This window comes from Nocardia rosealba (assembly GCF_020216065.1).
Taxonomy (GTDB): domain Bacteria; phylum Actinomycetota; class Actinomycetes; order Mycobacteriales; family Mycobacteriaceae; genus Nocardia; species Nocardia rosealba.
The window spans coordinates 90256-108104 of sequence record NZ_JAIWNA010000003.1; the positions used below are offsets into that span (position 1 = coordinate 90256).

The following is a 17849-nucleotide window of genomic DNA, read 5'->3' on the forward strand; positions in this document are numbered from 1 at the left end:
CAAGTCGCTGCTTGCCTATGGTGGTTTCGGAAGAGACAAGGAGTGCTCGCCGTGAGCGATATCTTCACCGCCTTGGCGGATTCGACACGACGCGTGCTGCTCGACGAACTGGCCGATCGGGACGGTCAGACCCTGTTCGAACTGTGCGGCAGGCTCGTGACAAAGCACGGCATCAGTTCCTCGCGGCAGGCGATCACCCAGCATCTGGGTGTGCTCGAGGCGGCGGGCCTGGTCCGCACGAGCCGTGTCGGCCGCTACAAATTCCACTACCGCGACTTCACCCCGCTGCGCGAGCTGACGGCGCGGTGGCCCATTCCTCAGGAGGACACATGATCCGCATCGGCGTCACCAGCGTCTTCGTCGACGACCAGGACAAGGCCGAGAAGTTCTACACCGAGGTGCTCGGTTTCCAGGTGAAACACAAAGTGCCCCTTGGTGAATACTCGTGGCTCACCGTCGTGTCGCCCGCCGACCCCGACGGCATCGAACTGCTCCTCGAACCCGATCAGCACCCCGCCGCCAAGGCCTACAAGACGGCACTGAGCGCCGACGGTATTCCGATGATGATCTTCACCGTCGACGACATCGACGCCGAGTACCGCCGCCTGATCGACCTGGGTGTCTTCTTCACCCAACCGCCCCAGCCCATGGGCCAGGTGACCTCCGCCGTCTTCGACGACACCTGCGGCAATCTCATCTCCCTGAACTCACCTGTCGGCGAATAGCGCACCGGGCGCCGCCGAGATCACCGGGAACAATCGTGGCACCCCATCGGTTGACCCGGCACATGACGACACTCGGATTGATCGGTAGCGGATTCATCGGCTCCACCCTGGCCCGGCTCGCGGTCGACGCGGGTCACGACGTGGTCCTCAGCAATTCGCGTGGCCCGGAAACCCTGGCGGACCTGGTGGCCGAACTCGGCCCACGCGCTCGCGCGGCCACCCCCGCCGAAGCGGCCGAGGCGGGTGACTATGTGGTGGTCACCGTCCCGTTGAAGGCCTACCGCGAGATCCCCGTCGCGCCGCTGGCGGGCAAGGTGGTGTTCGACACCAACAACTACTACCCCGAGCGCGACGGCGCGTTCCCCGAACTCGACGCCGACGAGACCACCACCAGCGAACTCCTGCAGCGCCACCTCCCCGAGTCGAAGGTGGTCAAGGCGTTCAACAACATCGCCTACGCCAACCTGGCCGAACTCGCCCGCCCCGCGGGCGCTGCCGACCGTTCCGCGCTGCCGATCTTCGGTGACGACGCCGACGCCAAGAAGCTGGCCGCCGAGTTCATCGACAGTCTCGGCTACGACGTGGTCGACGGCGGCTCACTCGCCGAAAGCCGCCGCTCGCAGCGGGATACGCCGGTCTACGTGCGCCCGTACGCCGCCGACAGCAACTGGCCGCCCGCGTCGAAGCCCGCGAGTGCCGACGAAGTGCGCGCGGCCCTCGCGGCGGCGCAGATCTAACCCGTTCCCCACCTCCCCGCGGCCCGCAACCTGGCCAGCGTCGCCTGATCGGGGTGATGCTCGACCAGGAAGCGCGGCGGGAACAGGCCGGGCACGGCCCGCAGGCCGACTTCGCGATCCAGCACCTCCCAGGGAACACCGAACAGGGACGCGGTCGTCGGGTCGACCATGCTGACGACATGCGCGCGCGGAAGCAGCGTGGGCACGGTGTCGGTCCACGCGGCCACCGTTTCCTCGATGCCGTTCTCGGCCCGTACGTGCAGCAGTTCTGCGACGAACAGATCCAGGCGGCCGGCTTCGGTATCGGCTTGCATGCCCTGATACTGGGCGGCATGGACCGGTGCGGCGAGCGCGGCCTCGGCGGAACGGATCGCGGCCCACGCGGGGTGGTCGATGGGCACCGTGAACGGCACGAGCCGACCCTGTTCGTCGACCGTGTAGGGAGCCGGTGAGACGGGTCGCACGGCATTGTCGAACATTTCCCGGGCGGCGGCGACCAGTTCGCAGACCCGCTCCGGTGAACTGGCCACCCCGGCCAGGACGCCGAAACTACCCGGCACGAAGAACAGGGGCTGTGCGCCTGCTTTGTTGCCGAGCCCGGCCAGCCAGCCGTCGACCAGCGGCAGCGACCCCGCGTAGAGATCACCGTCGTCGTCCGGGAGGAACAGCACACCGTCCTCGGTGTCGAACAGCGACACAGTCTCCACCGCGAAGTCGATCATGTTGGCGCGGGCGGTGGCGAAGACGGTATCGGCATCCACACCCCACTCGACCAGATCGTCCGGGGACACCGTGCGCATCGAGGTCGGCAGGTCGATCACCACGCGCTCGGTGAGGCAGGGCAGCAGCGGCCGCCACAGCATGTGGTCGCCGATCCGCTTCCCCTGGAACTCGAGGGTGAGGTCACCGGCCGGTCGCAGCACCGAGCGCAACGTCGGCGCCGCCGACATCCAGCCCGCTACAGGTTCGGTCATCACCGTTCGCGACGTCACCGCACGGCGCAAGTACTCGGCGAGCAGCTGCACCGCTTCCTCGCCGTCGAGGCCCACGGCCAGCCGGTACGGCGTCTGCAGGCCGTACTGCTGAATCGCGCCGTCGGCGTAGACGACATCGACGTGGAACTCGGACGCATCGAACTCCGCCGAGACGACCTCGGGAAACGCCCGCAGGATGTCGACCGCCCACTTGCCGAAAATCGCGTCACGCGAAGCAGATTCGCGACGCCGGAACAAACCCCTACCGAAACCCATTGAGCACTCTCTCGATCACGCATGCCCGGCCGGACGCGACCGAACCGCGGAACGTTACCGGTAACCGACCCGGCGCGCACCTCGAGTTCAGGTGATGATGAGAAGTTCTGTGGGCGAGGCGATTTCGGTGCGCAGACCGGCTTTGGTCGCGACTCGGGCCACACCGCGAATGTCGGTGGGATCGGCGCGGGTGAGGACGAGGGCGCGGGCGAGCAGCCCCTTGTGGTGTTTGTTGAAATGGCTCACCACGGTGCGGGAACCGTCGGGGTGCTCGGTGAGGACGTTGGCGGTGATCGCGTCGGGGACGCGGCCGAGCTGCTGGTAGGTGCCAGAACGCAGGTCGATGACGAGCTCGCCCGCGGCCTCGGCGTAGAGGGCGTCGGGCAGGACGTCGCGCCACAGGGCCGACAGAGTGGGCAGGCCGGGGAGCTTCGTGCCGCCGGAAAGGCGGTAGGCGGGGATCGGGTCGCCGGCGCGGACGGCACCGAACAGGGCCGAACCGATGCCGAGCCGGGCGTAGGCCTTGGCCCGCTGCACTTTGGTGAACGATTTCGCGTCCAGCGCGTCGTAGAGCACGCCGGTGTAGCGCTCGAGTGCGGGCCGGGTGGGGGAGGTGCGCAGGGTCGCGTTGCGGGCGATCTCGGTGTCGGCGCCCTTGCCGAGCCCGAGCACGGCTGCCGAGGTTGCTGGGTCGGCCGCCAACTGGACCACCTCGGTGATCAACTTGTCGCGCACCGCGCTCAGCTGCGGCATCGCCAGATCGTCGAGGTTCAGGGGCGCGCCCGAACCGCCGTCGGACTTGGTCTCGGAGGGAGGCAGCAGCACCAGCACGAGCGTCAACGGTAATCGCCGCGTTGATCGCCGCAGCGTCCCACCCCGCCGCTCCCGGCAAAGCCGCGTCTTCGTGCTCGCCGACTACGGAATCCCCAGTCCCGGGGTGCTCAGCGCACCGCTTCCAAGAACTTGCGCGTCCGCTCGTTGGTCGGCGCTTCGAAGATCTGTTCCGGCGGACCCTGCTCGATGATGCGCCCGGCATCGAACATCAGCACCCGATCCGACACCTCGCGGGCGAAACGCATCTCGTGGGTGACGATCAGCATGGTGATGTCGGTGGTCTCGGCGATGGTGCGCAGCACGTCGAGCACGTCACCGACCAGTTCCGGGTCGAGCGCGGAGGTCACCTCGTCGAGCAGCATCACCTTCGGGTCCATCGCGCAGCACCGCGCGATCGCCACCCGCTGCTGCTGACCACCCGAGAGCTGGGAGGGGTGCGCGTTCTCCTTGTCGGCCAGGCCGACCACATCCAGCAGGTGCCGTGCCCGCTCGCGCGCGTCGTCTTTCGACTTGCCGAGCACGTGGATCGGTGCCTCGGTGATGTTCTCGAGCACCGTCATGTTCGGGAACAGATTGAACTGCTGGAACACCATGCCGATCTTGGTGCGCACCGCCCGCAGGTGCTTCTCCTTGGCGGGTACCAGTTTTCCGTTGCGTGCGGTGTGGGTGAGGGGTTCGCCGTCGACCCAGATGACGCCCTCGCTCACGGTTTCCAGCGTCATCAACAGGCGGAGGATCGTGGTCTTGCCCGACCCCGACGGGCCGATCAACGTGACCTTCTCCCCACGCCCGACCGTGAAATCGAGGTGGTCGAGCACGGTGAGGGCGCCGAAGCGTTTGACCACCTGATCGAATCGAATCATCTCGTCAGTAGTAGGCAAGTCGCTTCTCCAGTCTTCTGATCAGCACGGAGGTCGGGTAGCTGGCGACGAGAAAGAACACGCCCGCCAGGGTGATCGCCTCCAGGTAGGCGAAGTTGCGTGCCCCGAATTGCTGTGCGGCGGTAACCAGTTCGACCACCGAGATGGCGAACAGGAACGGGGTGTCCTTGAACATCGACACCGCGTTGGTGCCGAGTGCGGGCAACGACGCCCGGATAGCCTGTGGCAGCACCACCGCCCGCCAGGTGCGTGTCGGCGGCAGCGACAACGCGCGCGCCGCCTCCCACTGCCCCTTCGGTACCGCCTCGATCCCGGCCCGGTACACCTCGGCGAGATAACTCGAGTAATGAATACCGAGCACGGTGATGCCGATCTGCAAAGCCGAGAACTGGGTGAGCAGGGTGTAGGCGAACAGCAACTGCACGACCAGCGGGGTGAGCCGCACGAACTCGCTCACCGCGTGGACGGGTGCGGCGATCCAGCGCGGCATCGACTGGCGGATGATCGCGATCACCAGCCCGAGCACGGCGGCGAGCGCGAAGCCGAGCACGGTGGCGAGCAGGGTGATCTGGAAGCCGTCCCACAGCACCGGCAGGGCGTCGCGGGCGCGCTCCCAGCTCCATTGGGCGTTCATGCGGTCACCTTCGCGTCGTCAGGGGCGAGCCGCAGCACTTCCTTCAGCGACGCACCTCGGCCGAGCTTGGTCTTGGCGCGGGTTTCCAGGAGGTTCATGCCGAGGGTCAGTAGATAGGCGAGGACGAAATAGATCACCAGGCCCACCCCGAACGAGAACAGGGTGTCGCTGGTGGTCTTGCGCAGCTGGCCGATCTCGTAGGTCAGATCGTGCAGGGTGATGTACGAGGCCAGCGCGGTGCCCTTGAGCAGGTGCACGAGCAGATTGGTCAGCGAGGGCAGCATGAGCGCCCATGCCTGCGGGAACAGCACCCGCCGCATTCGTTGCCATGGACTGAAGTTCAGCGCGACCGCCGCCTCGAACTGGGCGCGCGGCACCGCGTTCAGCGCGCCGCGGACCACCTCGGCCCCGTAGGCGCCGTAGTTGAGGCCGAGCGCGAGGATGCCGCAGAACACCGGGTCGAGCTTGTAGCCGAGCAGCGGCAGCACATAGAACAGCCAGAAGATCTGCACCAACAGCGAAGTACCACGGAAGAATTCGATCAGAACCCGCGCACTGCCACGCACCGCGAGCGAGCGGAAGCGCGCGGCCGTACCGAGCGCCAGGGCGAGGACGAAGGCGAGCAGCGCGCCGCCGATGGTCAGTTCCAGCGTGACGACGATGCCGTCCCACAGCGCGGGGAGGGCATCGCGTACCGCGTCGAGCTTGCTCACGAGCCGGTCAGATCTCACCCTTGCAGAGTTTGGCCGTCGTGTACTTCGGGTCGGGCAGTTCGCGTTCGGTGAAGCCGAACTTGCCGACGATGGACAAGTACTTGTCCTTGTCGCCGGTGATCTTGGCGAGTTCGGCGTTGTAGGCGGCGAGCAGGTCCGGATCGGTGGTGCGGAAGACCGTGCCGCCCGCACCGACCTGCGGCTTGCCGTCGATGACCGCCACGAACGACGGCGTCACATCGACCGGCGCGTCGGGAGTGTGGCTCTTCAGCCAGTTCAGCGAGATCGCGGTGAGCGCGAACACGTCGGCGCGGCCCGAAGTGACCGCGTCCATGCCGTCCTGCGGGGTGGCCACCTGGGCGGCGTCGATGCCGAGCGACGCGGCGTAATCGGATTCGATGGCACCTGTCATCGCGGCCATCTTCGCCCCGCTGGATTTGATCGACTGCATATCGCTGAGGTTCATCGGATTTCCCTTTTTCACCATCAGCGCGGTGGTGTACATGAATTCCGGTTCGCTGAATGCGGCCTGTTCGCACCGTTTGGGCAAGATCGACATTCCGGCGCTCACCGCGTCGAATCGGTTGGCCTGCAGGCCTGGGATGAGGGCGCCGAACTCGGTCTGCACACCGTCGACGGTCTTGATGCCGAGGTTGGCGAAGATCTCCTTGTGCAGGGCCACGGTCGCGCCGGTGAGCTGGCCGCCCTCCTCGAACGAATACGGCGCCTCACCCGCGAAACCCACGGTGATGGTGCCCTTGTCCTTCAGCGACTGCAGGAGTTGGCCGCTCTCGGTGGTCTCGGTCTTCGTGCACCCGGCGAGCACCGCCGCCGCGAGCGCGGCACCGGCGAACACTGCTGTACAGCGCTTAGGCAGGGAAATCGTGTCCGGCATGGTCGGCCTCTCGCAGGGGTAGCGCCGCAGAATGTGCAGGTTACCGAATCTTCTTTTGTCGTCGGGAAATTCGTGTCTGTGAAAAATCTAATGCTTCGATATTTGCCGAACCCGGTTCCGTTATCGCTTTGTTATCTGCTGGTTGGCGGGCCACTTCGATGGGTAACCTGATACGCGATTTCCGCGGCGGACCGGCGAGGGGCCGCCCGCGCGGGTCCAGGTGGTAATCGGCTGTCGGCCCCGCCGGACCAGGGACTACCCTGTGCATCCGTGATCACCCGCCTCTCCCGCCTGTTCCTGCGCACCCTGCGAGACGATCCCGCCGACGCCGAGGTGCCGAGCCACAAACTGCTGGTGCGTGCCGGCTACGTCCGCCGCGTCGCCCCGGGCGTGTACTCGTGGTTGCCGCTGGGTCTGCGCACGCTGCGCAAGATCGAGGACGTCGTGCGCCAGGAGATGGACGCCACCGGCGCCCAGGAGATCTCCCTGCCCGCGCTGCTGCCGCGCGAGCCCTACGAGACCACCAAACGGTGGACCGAATACGGTGACGCCCTGTTCCGCCTGCAGGACCGCAAGGGCGGTGACTACCTGCTCGGCCCCACCCACGAAGAGCTGTTCGCGCTCACCGTGAAGGGTGAGTACAACTCCTACAAGGACCTGCCGGTCACGCTGTACCAGATCCAGGCCAAGTACCGCGACGAGGAACGTCCCCGCGCGGGCATTCTGCGTGGCCGCGAGTTCATCATGAAGGACTCCTACTCCTTCGACCTCGACGACGACGGTCTGGCCGCCAGCTACGCCACCCACCGCGCCGCCTACCAGCGCATCTTCGACCGCCTCGGCGTGAAGTACGTGATCGTGGCCGCCACCTCCGGTGCCATGGGCGGTAGCGCGTCGGAGGAATTCCTCGCCGAGAGCCCCGTGGGCGAGGACACCTACGTGCGCTGCGTGGAATCCGGATACGCCGCCAACGTGGAAGCCGTGGTCACCCCCGCGCCCGCGCCGCTGCCGATCGACGGCCTGCCCGCCGCCGTCGAACACGAGACCCCGAACACGCCGACCATCGCGACCCTGGTCGACTGGGCCAACGAGGCGAAGGTGCTCGACCGAGTCGTCACCGCCGCCGACACGTTGAAGAACGTGATGGTGAAACTGCGCCACCCCGACGGCAAGACCGAGATCGTCGGCATCGGCATCCCCGGCGACCGCGAGGTCGACGACAAGCGTCTCGAGGCCGCTGTCGAACCCGCGACGGTGGAACTGCTCACCGAGGCGGACTTCACCGCCAACCCGTTCCTGGTGAAGGGCTACATCGGCCCGAAGGGTCTGCAGGCCAACGGTGTTCGCTACCTCGTCGACCCCCGCGTAGTCGACGGCACCTCCTGGATCACCGGCGCCGACCAGCAGGGCAAGCACGTCGTCGGCCTGGTCGCCGGACGTGACTTCACCCCCGACGGCACCATCGAGGCCGCCGAGGTCCGCGACGGCGACCCTTCGCCCGACGGCGCAGGTCCGCTGGTGTCGGCCCGTGGCATCGAGATCGGCCACATCTTCCAGCTCGGCCGCAAGTACACCGACGCCTTCGATGTGGACGTGCTCGGCGAGAACGGCAAGCCCGTGCGCCTCACCATGGGTTCCTACGGCATCGGCATCTCCCGCATGGTCGCGGTAATCGCCGAACAGCAGCACGACGAGAAGGGCCTGCGCTGGCCCGCCGAAGTCGCCCCCTTCGACGTGCACGTGGTGATCGCAAACAAGGACGCCGCCGCCCGCGACGGCGCCGAACACGTGGTCGCCGGGTTGAACGCCGAAGGCCTCGAGGTCCTCTTCGACGACCGCACCGCCTCTCCCGGCGTGAAGTTCAAGGACGCCGAACTCCTCGGCATGCCCTGGATCCTGGTCATCGGCCGGGGCTGGGCCGAAGGCAAGGTCGAACTCCGCAACCGGCTGACCGGCGAAGCGGAGGAGATCCCGGCCGAAGACGCCGTCAGCGCGGTCACCGCGCGCGTGCGCGGCTGATCGGTTCGCCTCGATCGCGCTGTCCCGCCGACCGGTGGGGCAGCGCGATCGTCGTATCCGCCGAACTTACGCTTACGTAGGGGAAACCTGCAGGTAGACGGCGTAGTCGGGGGTGGGGCGCTGATAAGTTGACGGGTATGACGAGTTCGCCCAGCCTGTTGTTCAACCCCGCCACCTACGACCCGCAGCACTTCGATGCGGAGACGCGGCGGCTGCTGAAAGCCACCATCGAGTGGTTCGAGTCCAAGGGCAAGGCGCAGTTGCTGGCCGACGACCGGGACGCGCTGTGGGTGCAGGACTTCCTGGACTTCGTGGCGAAGGAGAAGCTGTTCGCCACCTTCCTGACCCCGGCCGCCTACGCCGACGGTGACCCGAACAAGCGCTGGGACGCCGCGCGCAATGCGGCGCTGTCGGAGATCTTCGGCTTCTACGGGCTGGCCTACTGGTACGCCGAGCAGGTGACGATTCTCGGCCTCGGCCCGATCTGGCAGAGCGACAACGAGATCGCCAAGCGCAAGGCTGCCGCCGACCTCGCCGACGGTCAGGTCATGGCATTCGCGCTATCGGAGCGTGACCACGGCGCCGACATCTACAACACCGACCTCGTCCTGACCCCCACCGAGCCGGGCAGCGCCGATGCCGAAGCGGGAATCCTGTTCCGCGCCAACGGCGAGAAGTACTACATCGGCAACGGCAACGTCGCCTCGATGGTCTCGGTGTTCTCCCGCCGCGCCGACATCGAGGGCGCCGACGGCTACGTCTGGTTCGCCGCCGACTCACGCCACGAGAACTACCACCTGATCGAGAGCGTCATCCACGGTCAGATGTATGTGAGCCACTTCCGGCTGGAGAACTACCCGGTGACCGCCGCCGATGTGCTGCACGAAGGCCCCGAAGGGTTCTCGGCCGCGCTCAACACCGTCAACGTCGGCAAGTTCAACCTGTGCCACGGCAGCATCGGCATGGTGGAGCACTCGTTCTTCGAGGCCATCACCCACTCCAACAACCGCATCCTCTACGGCAAGCCGGTCACCGACTTCGCCCACGTGCGCGGCAATTTCGTCGACGCCTACGCCCGCCTGATCGCGATGAAGCTGTTCAGCGACCGGGCCGTCGACTACTTCCGCAGCGCCTCCCTCGAGGACCGCCGCTACCTGTTGTTCAACCCGATGACCAAGTCCAAGGTCACCTCCGAGGGCGAGGTCGCCATGACCCTGCTGCTCGATGTGCTGGCGGCCAAGGGTTTCGAGAAGAACACCTACTTCCACGAGGCCTCGCGCTACATCAACCACCTGCCCCGGCTCGAGGGCACGGTGCACGTGAACGTGGGCCAGATCCTCAAGTTCATGCCGAACTACCTGCTCAACCCGGCCGAATACCCGGCCGTCCCCACCCGGCTCGAGGCGGGCGACGAGGAGTTCTTCTGGAAGCAGGGCCCGGCGCGCGGCGCGGGCAAGGTGCGCTTCGCCGACTGGACCCCGGCCTACGAGGCGGCCGCCGACGTGCCGAACGTGGGCCGCTTCTACGAGCAGGCCAAAGCGCTGCGTGAGCTGCTGCTCACCGCCGCACCGGACGAGGCGCAGCAGAAGGACCTGGACTTCATGCTCACCATCGGCCATCTGTTCTCCACGGTGGTCTACGGTCAGCTGATCCTCGAGCAGGCCGAACTCACCGGCCTCGACCGCGACGTACTCGACCAGATCTTCGACTTCCAGATCCGCGACTTCAACACCCAGGCCACCGCGCTGCTCGGCAAGCCGTCGGTCACCGACGCACAGCGGAACTGGGCCATCGCCGCCCTGCGCACGCCGATCGCCGACGCCGAACGGTTCGACCGGGTGTGGCAGCAGGTGGAGTCCTACGACGGCGCGTACGCGATGCGTCCGTAGTCGACAGCGACGGTCCGGCCTGTTCAGCGGGCCGGACCGTCGCTGTGTCACACGGGGCGGCCATCGATGCTCCCTCGATGGCTCGTCGCCCGGCAGCACTGCCAACGGGAGGGCATGGCGTTGCCGGGCGGGCGGAACCGCTTCCGTCCGCGACGGGCTGATGTGCGCGGGCGGTATTCCAGTACGGAAGCCCGCGTGACCCGGTGGGCCTTCGGGCTATGTCCGTCCCGGGAAGCTGACGGTGACCGGGTTCGTGCCGAGGATCGCCTGCCATCGGGCTCGGCGCACCGCTGCTTCGGTGAGCGCTTCGACGGCGCTCGCACGGACGGCGGGATCGGTCGCCTGTTCGACCACGGCGTACCACGCTGCGGCGCAGTCGGATTCGACCGCTACGGCGAGGTGCGCGGCCGGGATCGGGTCGTCGACGGGGAACGGCGGGTTGTAGGCGGCGTCGGATGCCTCGGGTGCGGAGCCACCGGCTTCGAGCAGCTCGATCGTCGCGTCCCGGCGGGCGCGGTGCGCGGCGCTGAACTCCGCGACCAGGCGCGACCGATCGCTGTTGGCGTAGGCGGCGATCAGGCCGTAGGAGTACACCGCCGCGTACTCGGTGTCGAGGGCGCGTTGCAGCGCTTCACGTTGACCGGTCATGACAGCAGGACTCCCGCCTCGGTGGCACAGGCCGCGCTGATCGAGGCCAGCAGCCCTGCGCGGTAACCGGATTCGGTGCGGGCCAGGTTCGCTGCGGCCTGTTGGGAATGCTGCAAGCGGGCACGCAACTGTTCGACGCTGATCGGCTGCTGCGCCGCCGAGACCAGATCCGCGGCGGGCACCGGTGCGCCGTCGGAACCCGGCACAGTGACGACGCCGGTGCGGTGCACAGGAGTGGTTCCGTCGCCGTAGACCCCGATCACCCGGTCGATCTCGGCGCGTAAGGCATCGGCGTGGGCGGTGCGTTCGGTGGCGACGGTCGTCAGCGCGGCCTGCGCCTGCGGTGCCAGCGCGATCGCGGCCGTCGCGGCGGCGGCATCGGTGCGAGCCAGAACCTCGTGTGCGGCAAGGGGGTCCGGTGCGTGCACAGAATCGTCCTCGGCGCACGACGTCAGGACGGCGACTGCGGGCACCGCGACAGCGCCTGCGCCCGCCAGCCGCAATATCGTCCGCCGCCGCCAGGCGCGCACGACGGTCGGTACGGGCGAGGACTCCGTCGATTCCAGCCGCCCGGCCGCCGATACAGCAGCGCACTCCGGCGACTTCGGGTGCGGCACGGCGATGTTGGTGGCCGGCGACTGCAGGTGCTGGGCAGCGTGCTGTGCCGACTTCGCGTGCGGCACGACGTCGGTGGTCGGCGATGGGAGATGCCGGGGAGTCCGAACGGCGGCGGGGGTGCTCAGCGCGACGGCGGATTCGGCAGTCGTCGCGAAGGCCGACCGCACGACTTCACGCGCGAAGCCGCTGGTCGGCGGGTGGGAATCGCGGTGGTCGGGGCGCATGCCGGAAGGTCGCCCGGCACTCGGCGGGACGGTATGGCGGTGATGCACGTGGACCATCGTGCCAGATCCCGCGGCGACGGTTCCCCACGCGGCGATCGCGCCGGGCACGCCGACACGGACCGGTGCGCACCGCCCGGTGGCTGGTCCTTTACACTCTCGTGGCGCGTTACGCTAGACCTTCGGCGTAGAAATTTCCGATCGCGTCACAACTGAACCAGGAGCCGCCCATATGCCGATGCCCACCGAGGAAAGGGTGAGCCAGCTCGTCGCTGAGCTCGTCGCACGCCGGGGTTTCGACCTCGAGGGCGTCGCGATCGCGGCCGCGGGCAAGGACGAACTGGCTCCGGTTCGGGTGAAGGTCACCGTGGACAGCGACGGTCCCGCCGACCTCGACGCCATCGCCGAGCTGAGCCGCGAGATGTCCGAGTCGCTCGACGCGGCAGGTGATTTCGGCGAATCCGCCTACCTGCTCGAAGTGACGACCCCCGGCGTCGACCGGCCGTTGACCACCGACCGGCACTGGCGCCGCGCCCAGGGCCGCAAGGTGAAGATCGCCCTTGTCGCCGGCGCCGAACCCGTCGAGGGCAAGAAGACTTTCGAGGCCCGCGTCGGTCAGCTCGCCGACGACGGCACCATCGCGCTCGTGCTCGGCGGCAGGAACAAGCCGCACCGGGTGCATGTGCCCCTCGCCGACATCGCCACCGCGGTCGTCCAGGTCGAATTCAACGCACCCGGCGCCGCCGAACTCGAACTCGCCGGTGGAATCGCCGCGGGCCGCCCCGTCCCGGGCGACGAACCCGCCGACCTCGCCGCAGCAGGCCAACACAGTGACACTCCCACCGAAGGGGTTGCGGAATGAACATCGAAATCGAAGCCTTGCGCGCGATCGTCGCCGACAAGGGCATCCCGATCGAGACCGTGATCTCGGCGATCGAGTCGGCGCTGCTCACCGCCTACCGGCACACCGAGGGGCACCAGCCCAACGCCTACATCGACATCAACCAGAAGACCGGCGTGGTCCGGGTGATGGCGCGCGAACTCGACGCCGACGGCAACCTCGTCTCCGAATGGGACGACACCCCTGAGGGGTTCGGCCGCATCGCCGCGACCACCGCCCGCCAGGTGGTGCTGCAGCGGCTGCGTGACGCCGAGAATGAGAAGTCCTTCGGCGAGTTCTCCACCCACGAGGGCGACATCGTCGGCGGCGTCGTCCAGCGCGACGCCAGGGCCAACGCACGCGGCATCGTCGTGGTGCGCATCGGCAGCGAGGCCAACGGCGCCGAGGGCCTGATCCCGCCCGCCGAGCAGGTGCCCGGTGAGACCTACGAGCACGGCGACCGCATCAAGTGCTACGTCTACGGTGTGTCGCGCGGAGCGCGTGGTCCGCAGATCCAGCTCTCGCGCACCCACCCCAACCTGGTGCGGCGGCTGTTCTCGCTGGAGGTGCCCGAGATCGCCGACGGTTCCGTCGAGATCGTCGCGGTGGCCCGTGAGTCGGGACACCGCTCCAAGATCGCGGTTCGTTCGACCGTGCCCGGCGTGAACGCCAAGGGCGCCTGTATCGGCCCGATGGGGCAGCGCGTGCGCAACGTGATGAGCGAGCTGGCGGGCGAGAAGATCGACATCATCGATTACGCCGAGGATCCGGCGACCTTCGTCGGTAATGCGCTGTCGCCGTCGAAAGTGGTTTCGGTCACTGTCGTCGATCCCGAGGCGCGCGCCGCGCGGGTGATCGTGCCCGATTTCCAGCTCTCCCTCGCCATCGGCAAGGAGGGGCAGAATGCCCGCCTGGCTGCCCGCCTGACGGGCTGGCGCATCGATATCCGCAGCGACGCCGCGCCGGAGACCGACGACTCGGCACGGCCGCAGGCGCACCGTAGTTGACGCGGACACGTCGGAATATCGGCCATCGGATGACAGGTTTATAACTTCGGAAGGGGAGGGGTTCGTCGTTATGACCGGGTCACCGGTAGAGTGGGTGAAGGACCGGCCCGCGCAATCCGTTCGAACCTGTATCGGATGCCGTCAGCGCGAGCCGTCTGCCGACCTGTTGCGGATCGTGACGCAGCCAAGGGAGGCGGGCAGTGCTACTGCCGCCGCCCCCGTGGTCATCGTTCCCGACCCGCGGCGCAGACTTCCCGGACGGGGTGCCTGGTTGCACCCCGTCTCAGCTTGTCTGCGTTCCGCAGAGCGGCGCCGAGCATTCGGCAGAGCCCTACGAGTGTCCGGAAATCTGGATATCTCAGCCCTGGAGCAGTACCTCGAGAACAGGCACGAGCACTCATGAGCACACCGTGAAGCACCAACGATGAACGTCCATCGGAGATAACCCGAGGTCGTGCGGGCCCGCCTTACCTAGGCGGCGTCACTGCTCGACCTCTCAGTGAGGAGAGCAGTGGCAGGCAAGGCCCGCGTGCACGAGTTGGCTAAGGAACTCGGTGTCACAAGCAAGGAACTACTCGCGAAGCTCAAGGAGCAAGGCGAGTTCGTGAAGTCGGCGTCCTCGACGGTGGAAGCACCCGTCGCACGTCGTCTGCGCGAATCACTCGCGTCGAAGTCCGCTCCGGCGGCCGACGCGAAGCCGGCGGCCCGTCCGGGTCCGTCGTCGGCGGCCCGTCCGGCCGCCAAGCCCACCCCCGGTGGTCCCCGTCCGGGCCCGCGTCCGGCTCCGGCGCCCGCCGCCGCCGCGACTCCCGCACCCGCTCCGGCTCCGGCGCCCGAGGTGAAGCCGGCTCCGGCCGCCAAGCCGACGCCCGCCGCCGCGCAGAGCGCACCGGCCAAGCCGGCCAACGCACCGGCACCCGGCCCGCGTCCGACCCCCGGCGCCCCGCGTCCGGCTCAGGCCGGTCAGGCGCCGCAGCAGCCGCGTCCCGGTACCCCCGCACCGGGTGCTCAGGCCCCGCGTCCGGCCGGTCCCGGCCCGAAGCCCGGCCCGAAGACCCCGCGGGTCGGCAACAACCCGTTCAGCTCCGCTCCCGATCGTGAGCGTCCGGCGCCGCGTCCCGCCCCGCAGGGCGGTCCTCGCCCGACGCCGGGTCAGGGCGGTCCCCGTCCGGCTCCCGGTCAGGGTGGCCCGCGTCCGGCTCCCGGTCAGGGCGGTCCCCGCCCCGGTCAGGGCCAGGGTGGTCCGCGTCCGGCCGCCGCGCAGGGCGGTGCCCCGCGTCCCGGTGGTCCGCGCCCCAACCCGGGCTCGATGCCGCCGCGTCCGAACCCCGGCGCCATGCCCGCTCGTTCGGCACGTCCCGGCCCCGCGGCCGGTGGCCGTCCGGGTCGTCCCGGCGGCGCCCCCGGTGGCGGCGCAGGCCGTCCCGGTGGTGGCGGCGGTGGCGGCTACCGCGGTGGCGGTGGCGGTGCCCCCGGCGCTCCCGGTGCCGGTGCACCTGCGGCCGGTGGTTTCCGCGGTCGCCCCGGTGGCGGCGGCGGTCGTCCCGGTGGTCCCGGTGGCCGTGGTGGTGCGGCAGGTGCCTTCGGTCGTCCCGGTGGCGCGGTTCGCCGTGGCCGTAAGTCGAAGCGGGCGAAGCGCGCCGAGTACGAGAACATGCAGGCTCCCGCCGTCGGCGGCGTGCGTCTGCCCCGTGGCAACGGCGAGATCATCCGTCTCGCCCGTGGCGCCTCGCTGTCGGACTTCGCCGAGAAGATCGACGCGAACCCGGCCGCTCTCGTGCAGGCCCTGTTCAACCTCGGCGAGATGGTCACCGCTACCCAGTCGGTGAACGACGAGACCCTCGAGCTGCTCGGCAGCGAGATGAACTACGTCGTCCACGTGGTCAGCCCCGAGGACGAGGACCGCGAGCTCCTCTCCTCGTTCGACCTCACCTACGGCGAGGACGCAGGCACCGAGGAAGACCTCGAGCAGCGTCCGCCGGTGGTGACCGTGATGGGTCACGTCGACCACGGTAAGACCCGACTGCTGGACACGATCCGTAAGGCCAACGTCCGTGAGGGCGAGGCCGGTGGCATCACCCAGCACATCGGTGCCTACCAGGTGCTGACGAACCTGAACGAAGAAGAGCGCCTGATCACCTTCATCGACACCCCGGGTCACGAGGCGTTCACCGCCATGCGTGCCCGTGGTGCGAAGGCCACCGACATCGCGATCCTGGTGGTCGCGGCCGACGACGGCGTCATGCCGCAGACGGTGGAAGCGATCAATCACGCCCAGGCGGCCGACGTGCCGATCGTCGTGGCGGTCAACAAGATCGACAAGGAAGGCGCGAACCCGGACAAGATCCGGCAGCAGCTGACCGAATACGGCCTGGTGACCGAGGAATACGGTGGCGACACCATGTTCGTCGACATCTCGGCCAAGCAGGGCACCAACATCGACGCACTGCTCGAAGCGGTGCTGCTGACCGCGGATGCCTCGCTCGACCTGCGGGCCAACCCGGACATGGACGCCCAGGGTGTCGCCATCGAGGCGCACCTCGACCGCGGCCGTGGCCCGGTGGCCACCGTGCTCATCCAGCGCGGCACCCTGCGTGTCGGCGACTCGATCGTGGCGGGCGACGCCTACGGTCGCGTGCGCCGCATGGTCGACGAGCACGGCGAGGACGTCCACGCGGCGCTCCCGTCGCGCCCGGTGCAGGTCATCGGTTTCACCTCGGTGCCCGGCGCCGGTGACAACCTGATCGTGGTCGAGGAAGACCGCATCGCCCGCCAGATCGCCGACCGCCGCAACGCACGCAAGCGCAACGCGCTCGCCGCACGCAGCCGCAAGCGGATCAGCCTGGAAGATCTGGATGCCGCACTGAAGGAGACTTCGGAGCTCAACCTGATCCTCAAGGGCGACAACTCCGGTACCGTCGAGGCCCTCGAAGAGGCCCTGCTCGGTATCGAGATCGACGACGAGGTGCGTCTGCGCGTCATCGACCGCGGTGTCGGTGGCGTCACCGAGACCAACGTCAACCTGGCGTCGGCCTCGAACGCGATCATCATCGGCTTCAACGTCCGTGCGGAGGGCAAGGCCACCGAGCTGGCCAACCGCGAGGGCGTCGACATCCGGTACTACTCGGTGATCTACCAGGCGATCGACGAGATCGAGAAGGCCCTCAAGGGCATGCTCAAGCCGATCTACGAAGAGGTCGAGCTCGGCCGGGCGGAGATCCGCGCGATCTTCCGTTCGTCCAAGATCGGCAACATCGCCGGTTGCATGGTCACCAGTGGTTCGGTCAAGCGCAACGCCAAGGCGCGCCTGATCCGCGACGGCCGGGTGATCGCCGAGACGATGACCATCTCCTCGCTCAAGCGGGAGAAGGACGACGCCACCGAGGTGCGCGAAGGTTTCGAGTGCGGTATGACCGTGACCTACAGCGACATCAAGGACGGCGACATCATCGAGGCGTACGAGCTGCGCGAGAAGCCGCGCGACTGATAACGCACACCGTTCCACACGCCGCATCCGAGCTTTCGGGTGCGGCGTGTGGTCATGCGCGCGAACCATCTACCAGGAGGTGAGCACCGCTGTACATCGGTGCGCTCGAATTCGATCTACTGCTCGGTGACGTGCATTCGCTCAAGGAGAAGCGGTCGGTGATCCGGCCGATCCTCGCCGAGCTGCAAAAACGCTTCGGCGTGAATGCCGCCGAGGCCGGTGATCAGGACCTGCACCGCCGTGCGCTGCTCGGGGTGGCCATGGTCAGTGCGGAAACGGGACATCTCAACGAGGTGCTCGACAAATGTGAGCGGCACGTTGCCGCGCGTCCGGAGATAGAGTTGCTGGCAGTACGCCGCCGGATCTTCGGACCCGAAGACTGACAGGCGCGGCCCGGGTGTCACAGCCCGG

At 68.1% G+C, this 17849-nt stretch carries 18 protein-coding genes; 10 read left to right on the top strand and 8 right to left on the bottom strand.

The features are described 5' to 3' along the window. Nucleotides 1–51 precede the first annotated feature (51 nt). The 3 genes from LDL21_RS13945 to LDL21_RS13955 all read left to right on the top strand — a co-directional run bounded on the left by LDL21_RS13945 (nucleotide 52) and on the right by LDL21_RS13955 (nucleotide 1462). Nucleotides 52–333 carry an ArsR/SmtB family transcription factor gene (locus LDL21_RS13945; RefSeq protein WP_181696874.1) on the top strand — a complete coding sequence of 94 codons (282 nt, stop codon included), beginning with the start codon at nucleotides 52–54 and terminating at the stop codon, nucleotides 331–333. Further along, nucleotides 333–725, top strand: coding sequence for a VOC family protein (locus tag LDL21_RS13950; protein ID WP_225280803.1), 393 nt, complete (start codon nucleotides 333–335; stop codon nucleotides 723–725). The genes LDL21_RS13945 and LDL21_RS13950 overlap by 1 nt, the downstream gene beginning before the upstream one ends. 62 nt (nucleotides 726–787) lie before the next feature. Continuing rightward, nucleotides 788–1462, top strand: coding sequence for an NADPH-dependent F420 reductase (locus tag LDL21_RS13955; RefSeq protein WP_181696875.1), 675 nt, complete (start codon nucleotides 788–790; stop codon nucleotides 1460–1462). On the opposite strand, the gene LDL21_RS13960 is transcribed toward LDL21_RS13955, so the two are convergent. The 6 genes from LDL21_RS13960 to ehuB all read right to left on the bottom strand — a co-directional run bounded on the left by LDL21_RS13960 (nucleotide 1459) and on the right by ehuB (nucleotide 6669). Next, on the bottom strand, nucleotides 1459–2712 hold the full coding sequence (locus LDL21_RS13960) for a DUF1444 domain-containing protein (protein ID WP_225280417.1): 1254 nt from the start codon (nucleotides 2710–2712) through the stop codon (nucleotides 1459–1461). The genes LDL21_RS13955 and LDL21_RS13960 overlap by 4 nt on opposite strands. 87 nt (nucleotides 2713–2799) lie before the next feature. After that, on the bottom strand, nucleotides 2800–3543 hold the full coding sequence (gene yaaA / locus LDL21_RS13965) for a peroxide stress protein YaaA (protein ID WP_225280418.1): 744 nt from the start codon (nucleotides 3541–3543) through the stop codon (nucleotides 2800–2802). Nucleotides 3544–3653: 110 nt separating this feature from the next. Next, nucleotides 3654–4409 carry an ectoine/hydroxyectoine ABC transporter ATP-binding protein EhuA gene (gene ehuA, locus LDL21_RS13970; protein ID WP_225280419.1) on the bottom strand — a complete coding sequence of 252 codons (756 nt, stop codon included), beginning with the start codon at nucleotides 4407–4409 and terminating at the stop codon, nucleotides 3654–3656. Nucleotides 4410–4413: 4 nt separating this feature from the next. Further along, a complete protein-coding gene (gene ehuD, locus LDL21_RS13975) occupies nucleotides 4414–5061 on the bottom strand; it encodes an ectoine/hydroxyectoine ABC transporter permease subunit EhuD (protein ID WP_181696879.1) in 648 nt (215 codons plus the stop codon). Then, nucleotides 5058–5792, bottom strand: a complete 735-nt coding sequence (ehuC, locus tag LDL21_RS13980) for an ectoine/hydroxyectoine ABC transporter permease subunit EhuC (protein WP_225280420.1) — start codon at nucleotides 5790–5792, stop codon at nucleotides 5058–5060. The genes ehuD and ehuC overlap by 4 nt, the downstream gene beginning before the upstream one ends. Further along, entirely contained in the window at nucleotides 5782–6669 is an 888-nt protein-coding gene (gene ehuB / locus LDL21_RS13985; protein ID WP_225280421.1) for an ectoine/hydroxyectoine ABC transporter substrate-binding protein EhuB, read from the bottom strand. Before ehuB ends, ehuC begins: the two co-directional genes overlap by 11 nt. A 270-nt stretch (nucleotides 6670–6939) precedes the next feature. Here ehuB and LDL21_RS13990 point away from each other — a divergent pair, with 270 nt between their 5' ends. Then, nucleotides 6940–8688 carry a proline--tRNA ligase gene (locus tag LDL21_RS13990; RefSeq protein WP_225280422.1) on the top strand — a complete coding sequence of 583 codons (1749 nt, stop codon included), beginning with the start codon at nucleotides 6940–6942 and terminating at the stop codon, nucleotides 8686–8688. 137 nt (nucleotides 8689–8825) lie between these two features. Further along, entirely contained in the window at nucleotides 8826–10577 is a 1752-nt protein-coding gene (locus tag LDL21_RS13995; RefSeq protein WP_225280423.1) for an acyl-CoA dehydrogenase family protein, read from the top strand. Nucleotides 10578–10793: 216 nt separating this feature from the next. On the opposite strand, the gene LDL21_RS14000 is transcribed toward LDL21_RS13995, so the two are convergent. Continuing rightward, nucleotides 10794–11225, bottom strand: coding sequence for a ferritin-like domain-containing protein (locus LDL21_RS14000; protein ID WP_225280424.1), 432 nt, complete (start codon nucleotides 11223–11225; stop codon nucleotides 10794–10796). Next, on the bottom strand, nucleotides 11222–12124 hold the full coding sequence (locus LDL21_RS30050; protein ID WP_308017132.1) for a hypothetical protein: 903 nt from the start codon (nucleotides 12122–12124) through the stop codon (nucleotides 11222–11224). The genes LDL21_RS14000 and LDL21_RS30050 overlap by 4 nt, the downstream gene beginning before the upstream one ends. A gap of 172 nt (nucleotides 12125–12296) precedes the next feature. Between LDL21_RS30050 and rimP the strand changes: the two genes are divergently transcribed. The 5 genes from rimP (at nucleotide 12297) to LDL21_RS14030 (ending at nucleotide 17821) form a co-directional block, all read left to right on the top strand. Continuing rightward, nucleotides 12297–12926 (top strand): ribosome maturation factor RimP, encoded by a 630-nt coding sequence (rimP, locus tag LDL21_RS14010; protein ID WP_225280425.1) that lies wholly within the window; start codon nucleotides 12297–12299, stop codon nucleotides 12924–12926. After that, the gene (nusA, locus tag LDL21_RS14015) at nucleotides 12923–13951 is read left to right on the top strand and encodes a transcription termination factor NusA (protein WP_181696886.1); all 1029 of its coding nucleotides are present in this window, start codon (nucleotides 12923–12925) and stop codon (nucleotides 13949–13951) included. The genes rimP and nusA overlap by 4 nt, the downstream gene beginning before the upstream one ends. Nucleotides 13952–14021: 70 nt before the next feature. Beyond that, nucleotides 14022–14354: a YlxR family protein gene (locus LDL21_RS14020; protein WP_084456574.1), complete on the top strand. Its 333-nt coding sequence runs from the start codon at nucleotides 14022–14024 to the stop codon at nucleotides 14352–14354. A 108-nt stretch (nucleotides 14355–14462) separates the two neighbouring features. Then, nucleotides 14463–17438 (top strand): translation initiation factor IF-2, encoded by a 2976-nt coding sequence (infB, locus tag LDL21_RS14025; RefSeq protein ID WP_181696887.1) that lies wholly within the window; start codon nucleotides 14463–14465, stop codon nucleotides 17436–17438. Between the two features lie 89 nt (nucleotides 17439–17527). Beyond that, nucleotides 17528–17821, top strand: a complete 294-nt coding sequence (locus tag LDL21_RS14030) for a DUF503 domain-containing protein (protein WP_071929201.1) — start codon at nucleotides 17528–17530, stop codon at nucleotides 17819–17821. Nucleotides 17822–17849: the final 28 nt, after the last annotated feature.